Genomic DNA, 17391 nt, shown 5'->3' with positions numbered 1-17391 from the left:
AAGACGCTCCGGGCTGTTTGATTTATATGACACGCCGCTCTCCGCCATGGGTGCACTCCAGGAGCACCTGGGGGAAGCCCCGCACAAAGAGGATCGTGGTCACAGTGGCCGCCACCAGATCGGCAATGGGCTCCGAGAAGAAGGTGGCCTCCGCCCCAAAGAAATAGGGCAACAGCAGGAGGCCCGCCAAAAAGACGCTCTTGCGGAACAGGGAGCAGAACAGCGCCCGCCGCACCCGGCCCAGGGCCGTGGTCTCGTCCACCAGCGGATACTGTACCGCTAGAGGGATGATCATACAGGTGAACATCTTGATGTAGCGCACCGACCGGGCGGCGATCTCTCCGTCTGAGGTAAAGAGGCGCACAAAGAGCGGAGAGACCGTATAGGTGACCACCATCATCACACCGCAGAAGATCAGGCACAGGATCACGATGGTCTGAATGGCCTTTTTGATCCGCTCAGGGGCACCCGCCCCAAAGTTGAAGCTGACCACCGGCTGGGTCCCCAGGGTCATTCCGCCCATGGGCATGGTGATGAGGAGCAGATAGCTCTGCACAATGGTGGCGCAGGTCACCAGCGTATCGCCCAGCCCCGGCCCGCCATAGCGCTGGAGCACCGTGTTGAGGATGATGAGCAGCACACTGTCGGTGGCGATGATCAGGAAGGGGGACAGTCCAAAGACCAGTACCCGGCGCATGATGGCCCCGTCAAAGCCGCCCCACCCCAGGCGTACCGGCATGCGTTTGCGCAGCAGAGCCCCCAGCACAAAGGCACAGGAGGCCATCTGGGAGATCACGGTGGCCAGTGCCGCACCGGCCACATCCATTTTCAGTCCAAAGATAAAGATGGGGTCCAGAATGATGTTGAGCACCGCGCCCAGCATCACGGTGGCCATGCCCAGCCCGGAAAATCCCTGGCAGATCAGAAAGTTGTTCATGCCGTTGGCCATCAGGGCAAAAAAGGTTCCCGCCGTATAGATGGTCATATAGGTGTTGGCATAGGGGAAGGTGATCTCACTGGCGCCAAACCACATGAGCAGATGGTCCTTGGCCAGCAGGAAGCTCACCGTCAGCACCAGGGACAGAACCAGCAGCATGAGAAAGCAGTTGTTCAGGATGCGCCGGGCCTCTTCTTTCCGGCCCTCTCCCATGCGCATGGCCATGATGGGGCTGCCTCCCAGTCCTACCAGACTGGCAAACGAACTGAGCAGGGTCACGATGGGTCCGCATACACCCACCCCTGCCAGTGCCAGTCCCCCGATGTCGGGGATATTTCCGATATACATCCGGTCCACGATGCTGTAAAGCACGTTGACCAGCTGGGCCAGCATCGTGGGAATGGCCAGGCGAAGCACCAGCTTCCCTACCGGGTCACGTCCCAAGTCGTTGGTCCGTCTCATACTCTCCTTCTCCTTTCTCTAAATGTGGTACATATGGGGAATAGTATAGTCTTTTTTCCGGAGAGCGTAAAGAGTCAAACCCAACGCAAATACCACAAAAAAGTCTTGACGTTTGGGATTCCATCTGGTATCTTGGACAGCGTCAAGTCAATCCTCGCTCCAGCGCATCACCGGATGTCTGGAGACCGAGTGCCTGTACATATCCCGTAGGTCTTTGAAGGGATATGCCGCAGGCGCTTTTTTTGTGTCCGGGATACTCCCTCCCGGTCCGATTCCTCTGAACAAAGGATGTGCCGCCATGAGACAATCTGCTCTGTACCGAGAATTCACCACCTATGTGACCCTCAATATTCTGGGTTCCCTGGGCCTCTCATGTTATATTCTGGCCGATACCTTTTTTGTGGCCAGCCGTCTGGGGGCCGACGGACTCACCGCCCTCAATCTGGCCATCTCTGTCTTCGGGCTTCTCAACGGTTTGGGCATGATGCTGGGGATCGGCGGCGGCGCGCGCTACTCCATCTTTCAGGCCCAGGGCATGGAGCGGGAGGCCAACCGCACCTTTACCATCGCCTTTCTGACCGGCGCGGGTCTTGGACTGTTCTTTGCCCTGTGCGGACTGTTCTTTGCCCGCCCGCTGGCCGCGCTGCTGGGGGCCGAGGGACATATTCTGCCCATGTGCGCCACCTATCTGCGCACCGCGCTCTCCTTTGCGCCCTTCTTCATCCTCAACCAGGTCATGACCGCCTTTGTGCGCAACGACGGCAACCCCAAGCTGGCCATGGCGGCCATGCTCACCGGCAGCCTGACCAACATCGTGCTGGACTATGTGTTCCTCTATCCCCTGGATATGGGGATCTTCGGTGCGGCCTTTGCCACCGGCGTGGCCCCGGTGGTGGGTCTGCTCCTCTCCTCCCTCCACATTCTCACCGGGCGCAGCCGCTTCCGCCTGGTCCGTGAGCCCATGCGCCCCCGCCATCTTTTCTCCCTCTCCGCGCTGGGTGGCGCGGCCTTCCTCAACGAGTGTTCCACCAGTGTGGTGCTCGTGGTCTTTAATCTCCTGATCCTCCACCTGGCCGGAAACCTGGGGGTGGCCGCGTACAGCATCGTGGCCAATCTGGCCTTCGTCATGCTGGGTATCTTCAACGGTATCTCCAACGGAACCCAGCCCCTGGTCAGCCAGGCCTGCGGCCGGGGGGACCTGCCCCGGCAGCGCACCCTCTACCGCATGGCCCTGATCCTGGCCACCGTGTTCGGCGTGGGAATCACCGCGCTGGGTCTCTTTGCCGCCCCGCCCCTGGTGGCCCTCTTCAACTCCGCCGGGGACCCGGCCCTCCAGTCCCTGGCCGAGGGCGGGATGCACCTGTACTTCCTCGGATTCCTCTTTGTGGGCTTCAACCTTATCACCGCATCCTATCTGGGCGCCACGGAGCGGCCCCTCCCCTCCTCCCTTCTCTCCTTTTTCCGGGGCTTTGTGGGGATCGTGGTGCTGGCCCTCTGCTTCGGCCTGCTCTTCGGACTGACCGGCGTATGGCTGGCCTTCCCCGCCGCCGAGCTGCTGACCGCCCTGGCCGGTGCGGCCGTCAAGCGCCGGGAATTCCTTCGGATCTAGAATTAGCACTCTTAACGCCAGAGTGCTAAGTTTACAATTTAGACATAATTTATTGTATATTTGTTCATAAACTCGCTCTATACTAGAGGCAACAAAACGAGGTGAGAAGGCAAACCGGTGTTCTCCGGACCTCCTCACAGCGGCTCAGACCAGAGAGAAAACCGCTGAAATAGCAGTCCTTTTCTTTCATTGCTAATCTCTGTTCTCCGCCGTAAATCTGAAAGGAGACCTTCATTATGTTTGGTATGCTTCCGTTTGAGCGCACAAATGACAACTTTTTCGACACCTTTGATAATTTCCAGCGCAAATTCTTCGGGGAGAGCGGCGCCAATATGCCCGCCTTCCGCACCGACATTCGGGACGCCGGCGAGCACTTTATTTTAGAATGCGAGCTGCCCGGCTTCCGCAAAGAGGACATCCGACTGGATCTGAAGGATGGCATCCTCACCATCGCTGCCCAGCGCAGCGAGAGTGAGGAGGACAAGGCGCAGAAGGGCCAGTACATCCGGCGGGAGCGCCGCTACGGCACCTTCTCCCGCAGCTTTGACGTGACCGGCATCGACGAGAGCGGCATCACCGCCGCCTATAAGGACGGCATCTTGGAGCTCCGGCTCCCCAAGGCCCGCCCCGTTGTGCCCGAGGCCAAGCGCATCGCCATCGACTAAACCTCGCAGACGGGGAGCCGGTCAGTCCACACTGGCCGGCTCCTCTTCCGTTTTCAGCGCGGGGGTCCAGTGGGGGCAGACCTCGCCCGGCTGGGGATGGGGCATTCCCCGTCGGCCGCAGTGCCCATACCAGAGGGGGTGAAAGCGTTCGCCCCGTCCCAGCACGAAGTGCTGGTGGTAATATTTGCACGTCCCACATACCTCCGCCTCCACCATGTAGTAACGCGTGGTTTTCATATTTATCACCTCATTTATTATTCTACTATTGTTTGATAGTAGAATCAACCCTATCAAATGATAGTAGCATATAATGCAGATGAGGTGACGCTTCATGTATCTACCACGTCTGCGAGAATTGCGCGAAGATTTTGATTTGACCCAACGCCAGGTAGCCGAAGTGCTCGGGATTGACCAACGGGTGTATAGCACATACGAAACCGGAAAGCGGGAATTGCCCCTGCGCCATCTGGCTGTACTGGCTGACTACTATCATGTTACCACCGATTATCTATTGGGGCGGGAATGACCCCAATGGAACACCGTTTCTTTTGAAAGGATGTGAACTGCGTTATGAACGCTCAGAAATATACCCAGAAATCCCTGGAGGCCATCCAGAACGCCCAGGCCATCTGCACCGAATACGCCAATCAGCAGATCGAGCAGCCCCATATCCTGCTCGCCCTTCTGCTGGCCGAAAACGGTCTGATCCCCCAGCTGCTCACCCACATGGGCCTGACTGTCCCCTCTCTCACCGCCGCGGTCAAGGCCGAGGTGGAAAAGCTGCCCCGTGTCACCGGCTCCGGCCGGGAGCAGGGCAAGGTCTATGTGGCCCAGGACGTGGACCAGGCTCTCAATAGCGCCGAGTCCATCGCCGCCTCCATGAAAGATGAATATGTCTCGGTGGAGCATCTGCTCCTGGCGCTGGCGGAGCACCCCAACGCCGCTCTGAAGGAGCTTTTCCGCATTTACAACGTGACCAAGGAGGGGATCCTGCAGGCCCTCTCGGCCGTCCGCGGCAACCAGCGCGTCACCTCGGACAACCCGGAGGAGACCTACGACGCCCTGAAGAAATACGGCTCCGACTTGGTGGAGCGGGCCCGGCAGAACAAGCTGGACCCGGTCATCGGCCGGGATGACGAGATCCGCAACGTGATCCGCATCCTCTCCCGCAAGAGCAAGAACAACCCCGTCCTCATCGGCGAGCCCGGCGTAGGCAAAACTGCCATCGCCGAGGGGCTGGCCCAGCGGATCGTAAAGGGCGATGTGCCCACCTCTCTGAAGGATAAGACCATCTTCGCTCTGGACATGGGCTCCCTCATCGCCGGCGCCAAGTACCGCGGCGAGTTTGAGGAGCGGCTCAAGGCCGTCCTCAACGAGGTCAAGAAGAGCGAGGGACGCATCATCCTCTTCATCGATGAGCTCCACACCATCGTGGGCGCCGGCAAGACCGAGGGCGCCATGGACGCAGGCAACCTGCTCAAGCCCCTGCTGGCCCGGGGTGAGCTCCACTGCATCGGCGCAACCACCCTCAACGAGTACCGCCAGTATATCGAGAAGGACGCCGCTCTGGAGCGCCGCTTCCAGCCCGTACTGGTCAACGAGCCCACGGTGGAGGACACCATCGCCATCCTCCGCGGCCTGAAGGAGCGCTACGAGGTCTTCCACGGCGTGAAGATCCAGGACGGCGCCATCATCGCCGCCGCCACCCTCTCCAACCGCTATATCACCGACCGCTTCCTCCCCGACAAGGCCATCGACCTCATCGACGAGGCCTGCGCCATGATCCGCACCGAGATCGACTCCATGCCCACCGAGCTGGATGTGATCCAGCGCAAGATCATCCAGCACGAGATCGAGGAGGCCGCCCTCAAGAAGGAGGATGACGCTCTCTCCCGGGAACATCTGGAGGAGATCCAGAAGGAACTGGCCGAGATGCGGGACGAGTTCAATGCGAAAAAGGCCCAGTGGGAGAACGAAAAGAACGCCATCGGCAAGGTCCAGCAGCTCCGGGCCGAGCTGGAGGAGGCCAACGCCCAGCTGGAGAAGGCCCAGCGGGAGTATGATCTGGAGAAGGCCGCTCAGCTCCAGTACGGCCGCATCCCCGAGCTCCGCCGTGCCCTCGAGGCCGAGGAGGCCGTGGCTCAGCAGGGCCGGGAGGCCTCCCTTCTGCGGGACAAGGTCACAGAGGAAGAGATCGCCCGCATCATCGAGCGCTGGACCGGTATCCCGGTCAGCAAGCTCATGGAGGGCGAGCGGGAGAAGCTCCTCCACCTGGAGGACATCCTCCACCAGCGGGTGGTGGGACAGGACGAGGCCGTGCGTCTGGTCTCCGAGTCCATCCTGAGAAGCCGGGCCGGCATCGCCGATCCCAACCGTCCCATTGGCTCCTTCCTCTTCCTGGGCCCCACCGGCGTGGGTAAAACCGAGTTGGCCAAGACCCTGGCCGAGGCCCTCTTTGACAGCGAGAAGAACATGGTACGCATCGACATGAGCGAGTATATGGAGAAGTTCTCGGTCTCCCGCCTCATCGGTGCCCCTCCGGGATATGTGGGCTATGAGGAGGGCGGTCAGCTCACCGAGGCGGTGCGGCGTAAGCCCTACTCCGTCATCCTCTTCGATGAGGTGGAGAAGGCCCATCCCGACGTCTTCAACGTCCTGCTCCAGGTCCTGGACGACGGCCGCATTACGGACAGCCAGGGCCGCACCGTGGATTTCAAAAATACCATCATCATCCTCACCTCGAACCTGGGCTCCCAGTACCTGCTGGACGGCATCGGCTCCGATGGCGAGATCAGCGAGACGGCCAAAGAGCAGGTCAACGAGCTGCTCAAGCGCTCCTTCCGGCCGGAGTTCCTCAACCGTCTGGACGAGATCGTGTTCTATAAGCCCCTCACCAAGGACAACATCACCCACATCATCGACCTGATGGTCCACGAGCTCAACGACCGTCTGCATGAGAAGCAGCTCTCCTGCACCCTCACCGACGCGGCCAAGCAGTTCATCATTGACGCCGCCTACGATCCCATCTACGGCGCCCGTCCCCTGCGCCGCTATCTCCAGCATACGGTGGAGACCCTCATCAGCCGCAAGATCATCGCCGACCAGGTCCTGCCCGGCGACACCCTCACGGTGGATGTCCGGGACGGCGCGCTGGAAGTGGACAGCAAAACCGTCCTCACTGGCGAGATCGTATCCTAATATTTTCCTATTTGAAGCAAATACCCTCTCCCGGGAGACCGCCCTGTGCGGTCTCCCGTTTTTTGCACTTGTCCACATTGTCCACCGTGTTTTCCACATGATATAGTATTGTAAATTGTCGCAGTCTCAAAATACGGTATTTTTCGCTTTGTTTTTACTTTTTTTACCATTCTAGGACAGGAATCCGTGCACCGCGGAACTCAGCAGATCCTCCACAAACACTATCCAGTCAGGATATTGTATTGACCACAGAAAACATCGGAGACTATATCACATTCAGCGGCGAATATACCCATTCTTATCGCATCGAGTGCGACCGAAATACCAACCGTTTAACAGGAAGCTGTGATTTTACCGTCGTCTCTGTGAGCACACATACATTTCAGATTAACAGCCTGACGCAAGTCTGGTAATTGCACCTGTGAATGTCAAAAAAGTGTGAAGAGAGGAAAAGTTGCACACCAAGTTGCACACTTCGGCATCACAAGCGCAAAAAGAGAGGGAATCGGTTTCCCGGTTCCCTCTCGAAAAGTGCTTTTTTATCCGATTTGGATTAGCCGAAGTAACGCTTCAGCAGGCCCTCGAAAGCCTTGCCGTGGCGGGCAATCCCCATGAGATAAGTCCCATGGGGACCCCAATGATTTCATCTGCTCGGGCGGAGTGAATCCGCCCGGCATCGAGGTTTTGGCTTCGCCAAAACGCTCGGTGACGAGGCCCGCCACGACAAAAAAGTTCCCCGGTCCATTGGACCGGGGAACCCTTGCTTCATAGATTAGCCGAAGTAACGCTTCAGCAGGCCCTCGAAAGCCTTGCCATGACGGGCCTCATCGCGAGCCATCTCGTGCACGGTGTCGTGGATGGCGTCCAGGTTGTGCTGCTTGGCCAGCTTAGCCAGGTCGGTCTTGCCCTGGGTAGCGCCGTTCTCGGCGTCCACACGCATCTCCAGGTTCTTCTTGGTGGAAGCGGTCACGACCTCGCCCAGCAGCTCAGCAAACTTAGCGGCGTGCTCAGCCTCCTCATAGGCGGCCTTCTCCCAGTACAGGCCGATCTCGGGGTAACCCTCGCGATGAGCCACGCGGGCCATAGCCAGGTACATACCGACCTCGGTGCACTCGCCCTGGAAGTTCTCACGCAGGCCCTGCATGATCTCCTCGGGAGCGCCCTGAGCCACGCCCACCACGTGCTCGGAAGCCCAGCTCTTCTCGCCGGCCTGCTCAACGAACTTCTCCTTGGGGGCCTTGCAGATGGGGCAGATGTCGGGAGCGGACTCACCCTCGTGGACGTAACCGCAGACAGAGCAAACAAACTTCTTCATAAAATGTTCCTCCTAAATAAAATTCTATTTCTCCAAAACAGTTGTGGTTTATAATCAGTAATGATTATCATTTACAGTTATTAAGATACCACGCAATTACCCATTCGTCAAGTGTTTTTTTCTTTTTTGCCAAAATATTTTTTATGCCCGCCTCTCCTTTGCCAGCCCGTCTCTTTACATCCTTCTTTTTTCTATGATAAAATGAATCATCTTCGCGGACAGAAAGCAGGTAAGCGCATGAAACAATGTATGGACTCCGCCAATTTACACCGCAGGCTGAAAAAAATCATCGGTCAGCTCCAGGCCATTGATAAAATGGTGGACGAGGATGTCCCCTGTGAGGATGTCCTGGTCCAGATCAATGCCGCCAAAAGTGCTCTGCACAAAGTCGGGCAGGTCGTATTGGAGGGACATCTGAACCACTGTGTGCGTGACGGCATCGAACATGGAGATGCCGATAAGACCATTGCGGAATTTGCCAAAGCCATCGAGCATTTCTCCCGTATGAGCTGATGCTCCCTTCTATTATACCCATTTTCACAAGAGACTGCCAGTCCAAACGGACTGGCTCTCTTCTTTTTTCTTGACTACCCATACCCCTATGGGTATAATAAGGGCATCCCGGGTCATTTCTTTTCAGAAAGGACGATTTTATATGCGTTCCTCTCCCCTTTCGATCCTCTTGGATGAGAGCAAGCGCGCCCTTCTCTTTCTCCTCCTGTCCGGCGCTGCTCTGTTGGTCAGCTTTCTGTTTCCTGGCGCACTCCCCATCGATCCCGCCTGGCTTTCCATCCTTCTGTGCGGTATTCCCATCCTCAAAGAGGCCGCCGAGGGGCTCTTTACCCGCTTTGACATTAAGGCTGACCTGCTGGTCTCCCTGGCTCTGATCGCCTCCGTCCTGATCGGCGAGATCTTTGCCGCAGGAGAAGTGGCCTTTATCATGCAGATCGGCTCTCTTTTGGAGGAGCGCACCGTAGCCAAAGCCCGGGCCGGAATCGAGAAGCTGGTCCATCTCACCCCCCGCACCGCCCGCCGAATTCTGGACGGTTCCGAGGAGATCCTCCCTGCGGAGGAGGTGCGCATCGGCGACCACCTCCGGGTCCTGCCCGGGGAAACCATCCCCGTGGACGGCACCATTCTCTCCGGCGCCTCGGCGGTTAATCAGGCGGTCATGACCGGAGAATCGCTCCCGGTAGACAAGGGACCGGGCGATCCGGTCTCCAGCGGCACCGTCAATCAATTCGGCTCCTTTGACATGGTTGCCACCCGGGTGGGCGAGGACAGCTCCATCCAGCGTATGGTCCGCCTGGTCCAGTCTGCCGACGCTGGAAAGGCCAAGATCGTTGGGCTGGCCGACCGCTGGGCCACCTGGATCGTGGTGATCGCCCTGACCGCAGCCGCCCTCACCTGGGCACTGACCGGTCAGGCCATCCGCGCCGTCACCATTCTGGTGGTCTTCTGCCCCTGCGCCCTGGTGCTGGCCACCCCCACTGCCATTATGGCTGCCATTGGCAACGCCACCCGGCACGGCTTTCTTGTGCGGGAGGGCGACGCGCTGGAACGCCTCTCCACCGTCACCCGGGTCGCCTTTGACAAGACGGGCACCCTGACCCGCGGCACCCTCTCTGTGGCGGCGGTCCACCCGCTGGACGATGCCTGCTCTGAAGAGGTCCTCTATGCCCTTTGTGCCCGGGCGGAGTGCCGCTCCGAACACCCCCTTGGCAAGGCCGTCGTACAGGGGTGGATGGCCCGCGGCAATTCTCTCCCTATGCCTCCCGCCGCCTTTGAGATGGTCCTGGGCCAGGGGGTCCGCGCCACAGTAGACGGTCAGGAGATCCTGGCCGGTAACCAGCTCCTTCTGGAAGGGGCCGGATGTGTCCTTCCGCCTCACCTTCTCTCCGAGGCCCATGCGATGCAGCAGACCGGCTGCACCGTCATCTATGTGGCCTCCGGACAGACGGTCCTGGGTTTCCTGGCCCTGTCCGACACCCTCCGCCCGGATGCGGCGGATACCATCTCCCGGCTCCGCCAGGCGGGCAGTACTCCTGTGCTCCTCACCGGCGACCACGCGGAGGCCGCCCACGCAATCGCAGCCCAGCTCGGCATCACGGAGGTCCACGCCGGCTGTCTTCCGGAGGACAAGCTCCGCCAGATCCGCGCCTATCAGTCCAGCGGGCAGCCGGTGTGTATGGTGGGAGACGGCATCAACGACGCCCCAGCCCTGAAAACCGCCCTGGTGGGCATTGCCATGGGCGGCGTGGGCAGCGACCTGGCCGTGGAGGCCGCCGACATCGCCCTGGTCAATGACGCCATCCATGAGCTCCACCATCTGCTGCGCCTCTCCCGGCGCATGATGCGCACGATCCGGTGGAATCTGGTCCTCTCCATGACGCTGAACTTTGTTGCCATCGCCCTTGCCATCCACGGGGATCTCAGCCCGGTGGTGGGCGCTCTGGTCCACAACGCCGGCTCGGTGCTGGTGATCCTCAACTCCTCCCTGCTCCTCCCGTGGCACGGAACGGACCAATAATCTCCTCTTACAACAAATGAGGGACGCGTTTTGGTACGCGTCCCTCGTTCTTTTATATCTCGTTCGGAGGGTTCTCCTGCCCCTCCCGGTCCAGCGCCTCTACCGCCCGGCGGTAGGCCTCATAGCCGTACAGCCGGTTGAGCACTTCCACCAGCGCGTTGGCGGTGAGGTGCTCAGGCAGGTCTAACGCCCGCTGGAGGGCACGGCGCCGCTCGGCCGATCCGGCGCCCCCGGTGAGCCCGTCCCGCATCAGGTCGGCCTTTGTGACCGGCCGCCCGGCCGGAGCAGCCTCTCCCGTCCCGTCCAGAAAGGTGGCGCCCGCCCGGCGCAGGACCTCCTCCAGGACCTGGGGACGCATCCCCTCCACGCCCAGCTTGCCCTCTTTTCCCGGCTGGCGCTTGCGCCGCTCCTTGCCGTACCGGTCCGGGATATAGGCGTGCTTGACCTGATGGGGCGGAATGCTCCCCTTGAGGAAATTCCGGATGACAAATCCCGCGCCGTCCGAGTCGGTCAGGATGATGAGCCCCCGCTCCTCTGCCAGCTTCCGCAGGAAGGCCAGCTGTTCCCCGTCCTTGAAGATGCCAAAGCCAGAGGTCTCCACGATGAGCGCGTCCACCACCTGGGACAGGGTATGTTTGTCATAGCGGCCCTCCACCACGATTGCCTCCCGGATATGCAGCATAATTGGTTCTCCTCTCTGTGGGTTCTCCTATCGCCGGTCCCGGGCGGGCATAGCCAACTCCATCAGGAGCCCGATGAGCAGCTCCTCTCCGTCCGCGCCGGTGGACTTCATGGCCAGATCCACCTCGCCGCACCGGATGACCGCCCGGCGGCACCAGGAGAGGGAGAATTTCCGCGCTGCGTTCATCAGCTTTTCCGCCGGATAGGAGTTGCGCATGCCCCACTGCTCCATGAGGTAAGCGGTCCCCTTCCGGTGCTCCAGGGCCAGCCGGGCCGAGTAGAGCTGCCGGATCTGCTTGCCCAGCACAGCCAGCAGCTTGATGGGGGCCTCCTGCATGTGGAAAAGGTCCCCCAGCACCGACGCCGCCCGGTCAAAATTTCCCGCGGCAATGGCGTCGGTCATCTGAAAGACTACCGCGTCCAACTGGGGGGTGGCCACCGCGTCAATGTCGGCCCGGGTGACCCGGTGCCCCTTGGCATAGGCCCCGATCTTGCCGATCTCCGAGATCAGGCCGTTCATCAGGTCCCCGCAGAGGAACATCAGATACTTGGCGTCCTCGGTACCGATGTCATGGTCCAGCGCCCGGAACCGGCGGGAGATCCAGTCCACCAGATCGTTTTGTCCCTGCCGGTTGAAGGGGACCACGCTCCCCCGGTTCTTGAGCAGTCCCGCCAGTTTAGTGCGGGCGTCGGCCTTGTACTCGATCAGGTCGTAGACAAAGACCAGGCACACATACTCCGGCAGGTCGGAGAGGACCCGGATCAGGCCCTCCTTGTCTCCCTTATAGATGTCGTAGTCGTTGACCACGATGAGGGTGCGCTCGCTCATCATGGGCAGGCAGTCCACCATCTCCTGGAGCTTTTTTACGTCAAATTCCTTCCCCGTCAGGGTGTGGAGGTTGAACTCCTCCATCCCCGCCGGCAGGAGCTTCTGGCGCATCTTCCCCAGATAGAAATCCCGCAGGTAGGACTCCTCCCCGTGGAACACGTAGAGGGAGCCGATGGTCCCGGCGGCGATATCCTTTTTCAGCTGTTTATAGGCGGTGTCATCCGCCTTTGCTTTGGGGGCCATGGGCCGCCCTCCTTTCTGTTATTCCCGCGCCCGGAAGGTGATGGTACCCATCCAGTCCGTGCGGTAAATGGCACATCCCGCCGCCTCCAGCCTGGCAAGGGTCTCGGGCGCGGGGTGTCCATAGGAGTTATATCCCACCGAGAGGACGGCGTACTCCGGCCGGACCGCCTCCAGCAGGCGTTCCGAAGAGGCGTATTTGGAGCCGTGGTGTCCTGCGATCAGCACATCCACATCGGGCAGCGCGCCGTACTTCACCAGCCGCTCCTCCAGGACCGTATTCATGTCCCCGGTCAGAAGGGCGTCAAAGGTGTCCGTGGAGGCCAGCAGAGACAGCCCCTCCTCGTTGCCTCCCCCGTCTCCCATGGGACGGTAGATCTGTATGTCGGTCTGTCCCAGGGTGAGCTGTGCGTTCTCGTCCAGCAGCAGAACCTGGGTACCATGCGCTTCTACCTCGGAGAGCAGCGCCTGCCGCTCCGGGCTCTCCTCCTCTACATCGGGTGCAATCAGCAATTCCACTTCCATGCGCTCCAGCAGCTGCTCCACTCCGTTGGTGTGGTCGGCGTGAAAATGGGTCAGGATGAGTGCATCCAGCCGCGTCACGCCCCGGCTCTGGAAGTAGTCGGCAGCCACATCGCCGCTGTTGTCCCAGCCGCTGCCGCCGCAGTCCACCAGCGCGGCGCGCCCCTGGGAGAAGAGGGCCACACTCTGCCCCTGTCCCACATCCAGAACCGAGAGGGTCAGTCCGGCCAGTCGCAGCTCGGCCGCGCCGCACATCAGGGCAGCGCACAGGGAGAGGACTCCGGCACACAGTGGGATGACCGGCCGGATAGATCTCCCCGGCCCTCTCCGCAAAATCGCCCACAAAATCAACATGGTATAGAGCAGGATGAGCCATCCCCGCAGATAGACGCTGTCCAGTGGCACCGCGGCCAGTGGAAAGCGGCTCATTCCACGCACCACCCACAGCACATACCGCCCGGGCAGCGCGAACACCTCTCCCAGAAAACCGGCCAGGGCAGGGGCAAAGGTCCCCAGCACCGCCACACCCAAGCCGCCCGCAAAGCACACAGCCACCGCGCCCAGTACCATCAGATTGGCCAGCGGCGCCACCAGCGAGAGTTCCCCAAAATAGATCACCAGCAGCGGCGTGGTAAAGAGCAGGGCCCCCAACGTGGTGGCCAGTGAGGCCGCCAGTACCCGGAAGGCCTGTTTTCCCCATCGCCGCAGTCCCCGAACCCGGCGGGGCAGCCACCAGGTCCAGCACTCATAGAGCCGCTGCGCGCACAGCTGTATCCCGGCCACCGAGGCGAAGGAGAGCTGTAATCCGATCCCGGCTCCGGCATAGGGATTTTGGAGCAGTAGAAGGAGGAGGGCCAGCGACAGGGAGGTGGGTCCATCTCCCTCCCGCTCCACCAGGGGTGCAATCAGCAGCATGGTCTGGAGGAACGCGGCCCGCAGCACCGATGGGGTATAGCCCGCGATCCCCGCAAAGACCGCCATGAGCAAAATGGTCAGCACCGCCGTGCGGCGGCGTCCCCGGCCCAGCAGGCGCAGGGCCACCCCGGCCAGGAAGGAGACATGCAGGCCGGACACCGCCACCACATGGGCCGTCCCGGTCCGCTGAAAAGCGGTGTAGGTGGCATCATCCAGGCCGCTCTTGTCCCCGGTCACCAGACCGGAGACCAGCCCTGCCACATCGGCCGGGAAGGAGCGGGCGATCTGTTCCTTCAGATGCCGCGCCCAGAAGGCGGGCCAGTACCGGAAGGGGGCCCGCTCCGGCCTGTCCACCTCCAGCGCACCCCGGAGGCTGCCGGTGAGAAAGATCCCCCTGGCATAGAAGGTGTCGCTCTCCTCCCCGCCCACGGTGTGGGCCAGTTCCAACGCGGCACTGCCCCGCACCGTGTCCCCCGGCCGCAGGGTCAGGAGCGACTCATCTCCATAGAGCACCGCCCCCAGCACCGTTCCGTTCTCCGCCGGGAGGGCAATCTCCACCGATGCGCCATACCGCGTGGCCGCAGGCCAGTCAGTCACCACAGCCGTGAACGTATGCGCGCTTCCGCTCATCTGCCGGGCAGGCGCCAGAGTGCGGCCCTGATAGAGGGCCGTCCACAGGAACCCGGCTGCCAGTCCAAAACAGCTCAGCCGGACCAGCAGCATGCGTCCCTTTCCCTCCCGCAGGAGCAGACCCAGGCCCAGACACAGACACCCGATCCCCAGCGGCAGCAGCCATCCCTCCGGCAGCAGCAAAACGGCGAGCAGGATGGCCCCTGAGCAGGGCGCTGCAAAGGAGGCCAGCTTACGCACCCTCGCGCTCCCGCTCCTCTTCCAGATCGGCCCGGCACAGGGCCATCAGCTCCTCCCGGCTGGGGGATTCCATCTGCGCCACCCGGTCGGCCTGCCGGGCCACCGCTTTTTCAAAGACATTGCGCACCTCACGGGCGTTTCCGAAATTCTCATCCCGCTCGGCATAGAGGGCCTGAAAGAGCTCTTTTGCAAAGGCCTGGGCGTCCTCGTCCAATGTATATCCGTTTTTCCGGCACATGGACTGAAAAATCTCCACCAGCTGGTCGGCGCTGTAATCGTCAAAATAGAAGTACTTGTTGAAGCGGCTCTCCAGTCCTGGATTGGCGTGAATGAACCGTCCCATCTCCTCGGTATACCCGGCCACGATCACGATCAGATCTTTTCGGTGATCCTCCATGTTTTTGAGCAGGACCTCGATGGCCTCCCGCCCAAAATCACTGGCCTGGTCGGAGGCGGCCAGCGCATAGGCCTCGTCGATAAAGAGCACCCCGCCCAGGGCCCGCTGCACCGCCTCCTGGGTCTTGATGGCGGTCTGCCCCACAAATCCTGCCACCAGGCCCGACCGGTCCACCTCCACCAGCTGTCCCTTGGAGAGCACCCCGATGGCCCGGTAGATCTGGGCCAGCAGGCGGGCCACCGTGGTCTTTCCGGTGCCCGGATTGCCCAAGAAGACCAGATGGAGGGATATGGGAGGCACCGGCAGGCCGTGTTCCTCCCGCAGCTTGCGCACCTTGACCAGGTTGATCAGGCTCTTGACATCGGCCTTGACCTGCTCCAGGCCGCACAGACTGTCCAGCTCCGCCAGCAGCTCTTCCACGGTGGGGAGGTTCTCCTCCGTCTCCGGCTTCTTCTCCTCCGGCGGCGGGGGGACGGGCTGGGAAGACGCCGGCTTTTCCTCCGCCGGACGGCGGGTGACAAATTCCATCGGGTCCAGGGGCGCCTTCCCCGCTTTGAGCCCATCCCCCTCACACAGGGCGGAGAGGGTATCGGCACAGGCCTTGGCAAAGGACGCCTCCTCCGGGCTGACACAGTCGTCCACCGCCGCAAAGAGCAGGATCATCAGAGTAACCAGATCCACAAAGCTCCTGGCCAGAGAAGTGCCGGACACCTTGTCACAGGAGCGCATCCGCACAAAGCAGTCCAGAGGCCGGAAGCCGGGGTACTCGCTCACGGCAGTGCTCAATTCCCAGAAGAGGATGGAGGGGACGGGCTTTCCCGGCTGGTAAATGGCATTGTAGTACTCCACATGCCGCGGAGAGAGGGCTCCGCCATCCCGCTGCCACACCCCCAGGGCGCAGGCCCGGAAAAACACATCGGCCTCCTGTCCCAGCCGCACGCGTAAGACCGGATCGGTGATCTGCCTGGAAAACGCATTTAATCCATCCACATATTGTCTGTGTACCGCCGCGGCGGTCATGGAACCCTTCATCTGCTCCACCTCTTCCGTGGTTATCGTATCTTTTGATTATACTGGAATCCCCCGTCAGATGCAAGGAGGGAGCCCTTTCTCCCGGCGCTCTCTTGGGATTCTCCCAGATTATTAAATTTTCCCGAACATTTCCCCACGACCGTTGACGCACCCTGTATTCCCGTGTAAAATAAAGTTCTGAGAGGATAAAACTTGTCAATCGGAGGGATTTTTTATGGCGCGGACTCCCACCCGCAATCAAATGATCCACTGTGATATCTGCGGCGAAGATTATGCCGCTACTTATAAACGCTGCCCCTTCTGTGATGGCCGTCCGCCGGAGGAAGAGGATGGCCGTCCTTCCCGCCGGGCGGGACGGCGCATGGCCACCAACACCCGGGGCGGCGGCTATTCCAGCGGCCCCACCCCTGCGAAGATCATCAGCACGGTGGTCTCCCTGGCCTTTATCGTGGCCGCGGTCTGCATCGTGGTCTCCATTGTCAAGCCCATGATCGACCGGGGCAACACCACGCCCCTTACCTCGGCCACCCCCGCTCCCTCGGCGAGCGCAGAGGTCTCCCCCTCGCCGGAGGTCTCTCCCTCGCCCACAGTGCCTCCCGATCAGACGGCCACAGGCTTTACGCTGGACCAGAGCGATTTCACACTGCAGAATTACGGCCAGGTCCACACCATCCACGCCACCTTCTCTCCCGGCGGCAGCGTGGGCTATCTGGAGTGGACCAGCAGCAATCCCGATGTGGTCAGCGTGGATGAAAACGGCACGGTCAAGGGACTGGGCAAGTCCGGCGGCGTGAGCAGCGTGACCATTACGGCCACCCTCAAGGGAACGCAGATCTTCCAGACCTGCATCGTCCGGTGCAGCTTTGATGCCCCGGCCGGCGCCGGAGCGAGCACTGCTCCCTCCTCCACGCCCGGCACATCCACCTCCACCAGCAATCCGGTGCTGAATAAGACCGACTTTACCATGCCCAAGGGTACCACGGTACAGATGAGCGTATCGGGTACCACGTCCACGCCCTCCTGGTCCACCGCCAATTCCGCTGTGGCCACGGTGGACAGCAGCGGCCTGGTCTCCATGGTGGGAAAAGGCACCACCACCCTCATCTGCAAGGTGGACGGCAAGGAACTCACCTGTATCGTCCGGTGCAGCGGATAACGATTCCGATTTTGTTGACAGCAAAAGATGCGG

General features: G+C 61.0%; 14 protein-coding genes. 7 read left to right on the top strand and 7 right to left on the bottom strand.

All coding sequences use genetic code 11. From position 1 onward, the window contains the following. Positions 1–22: 22 nt before the first annotated feature. Entirely contained in the window at positions 23–1399 is a 1377-nt protein-coding gene (locus INF37_RS02195; RefSeq protein ID WP_101693891.1) for an MATE family efflux transporter, read from the bottom strand. 298 nt (positions 1400–1697) lie between these two features. Between INF37_RS02195 and INF37_RS02190 the strand changes: the two genes are divergently transcribed. Both INF37_RS02190 and INF37_RS02185 read left to right on the top strand, forming a co-directional pair. Next, positions 1698–3008, top strand: coding sequence for an MATE family efflux transporter (locus tag INF37_RS02190; RefSeq protein WP_193536176.1), 1311 nt, complete (start codon positions 1698–1700; stop codon positions 3006–3008). 236 nt (positions 3009–3244) lie between these two features. Beyond that, positions 3245–3673 (top strand): Hsp20/alpha crystallin family protein, encoded by a 429-nt coding sequence (locus INF37_RS02185; protein WP_101693893.1) that lies wholly within the window; start codon positions 3245–3247, stop codon positions 3671–3673. Positions 3674–3694: 21 nt separating this feature from the next. On the opposite strand, the gene INF37_RS02180 is transcribed toward INF37_RS02185, so the two are convergent. Further along, positions 3695–3910 (bottom strand): hypothetical protein, encoded by a 216-nt coding sequence (locus INF37_RS02180; RefSeq protein WP_193536174.1) that lies wholly within the window; start codon positions 3908–3910, stop codon positions 3695–3697. A 94-nt stretch (positions 3911–4004) separates the two neighbouring features. On the opposite strand from INF37_RS02180, the gene INF37_RS02175 reads away from it, so the two are divergent. Both INF37_RS02175 and clpB read left to right on the top strand, forming a co-directional pair. Then, entirely contained in the window at positions 4005–4199 is a 195-nt protein-coding gene (locus INF37_RS02175) for a helix-turn-helix domain-containing protein (protein WP_101693895.1), read from the top strand. 44 nt (positions 4200–4243) lie between these two features. Continuing rightward, positions 4244–6871, top strand: a complete 2628-nt coding sequence (gene clpB, locus INF37_RS02170; RefSeq protein WP_193536172.1) for an ATP-dependent chaperone ClpB — start codon at positions 4244–4246, stop codon at positions 6869–6871. Positions 6872–7643: 772 nt separating this feature from the next. Here clpB and INF37_RS02165 read toward each other — a convergent pair. Continuing rightward, the gene (locus tag INF37_RS02165) at positions 7644–8186 is read right to left on the bottom strand and encodes an NADH peroxidase (protein WP_101693913.1); all 543 of its coding nucleotides are present in this window, start codon (positions 8184–8186) and stop codon (positions 7644–7646) included. Between the two features lie 237 nt (positions 8187–8423). Here INF37_RS02165 and INF37_RS02160 point away from each other — a divergent pair, with 237 nt between their 5' ends. Beyond that, positions 8424–8699 (top strand): metal-sensing transcriptional repressor, encoded by a 276-nt coding sequence (locus INF37_RS02160; protein ID WP_101693914.1) that lies wholly within the window; start codon positions 8424–8426, stop codon positions 8697–8699. Positions 8700–8841: 142 nt separating this feature from the next. After that, the gene (locus INF37_RS02155; protein WP_193536170.1) at positions 8842–10716 is read left to right on the top strand and encodes a heavy metal translocating P-type ATPase; all 1875 of its coding nucleotides are present in this window, start codon (positions 8842–8844) and stop codon (positions 10714–10716) included. Positions 10717–10768: 52 nt separating this feature from the next. Here the strand turns inward: INF37_RS02155 and INF37_RS02150 are convergent, their stop codons facing one another. The 4 genes from INF37_RS02150 to INF37_RS02135 are packed head-to-tail and all read right to left on the bottom strand — an operon-like array spanning position 10769 to position 16202. Then, entirely contained in the window at positions 10769–11398 is a 630-nt protein-coding gene (locus tag INF37_RS02150; RefSeq protein WP_101693916.1) for a toprim domain-containing protein, read from the bottom strand. 27 nt (positions 11399–11425) lie between these two features. After that, on the bottom strand, positions 11426–12469 hold the full coding sequence (gene holA, locus INF37_RS02145) for a DNA polymerase III subunit delta (protein WP_186962941.1): 1044 nt from the start codon (positions 12467–12469) through the stop codon (positions 11426–11428). 18 nt (positions 12470–12487) lie between these two features. After that, positions 12488–14773 carry a DNA internalization-related competence protein ComEC/Rec2 gene (locus INF37_RS02140; protein ID WP_193536168.1) on the bottom strand — a complete coding sequence of 762 codons (2286 nt, stop codon included), beginning with the start codon at positions 14771–14773 and terminating at the stop codon, positions 12488–12490. Continuing rightward, the gene (locus tag INF37_RS02135; RefSeq protein WP_193536166.1) at positions 14766–16202 is read right to left on the bottom strand and encodes an AAA family ATPase; all 1437 of its coding nucleotides are present in this window, start codon (positions 16200–16202) and stop codon (positions 14766–14768) included. Before INF37_RS02135 ends, INF37_RS02140 begins: the two co-directional genes overlap by 8 nt. 214 nt (positions 16203–16416) lie before the next feature. On the opposite strand from INF37_RS02135, the gene INF37_RS02130 reads away from it, so the two are divergent. Next, entirely contained in the window at positions 16417–17358 is a 942-nt protein-coding gene (locus INF37_RS02130; protein ID WP_193536164.1) for an Ig-like domain-containing protein, read from the top strand. Positions 17359–17391 lie beyond the last annotated feature (33 nt).

Source organism: Pseudoflavonifractor gallinarum, assembly GCF_014982855.1.
Lineage (GTDB): Bacteria > Bacillota > Clostridia > Oscillospirales > Oscillospiraceae > Pseudoflavonifractor_A > Pseudoflavonifractor_A gallinarum.
This window is presented reverse-complemented; position numbering and strand designations above follow the sequence as displayed.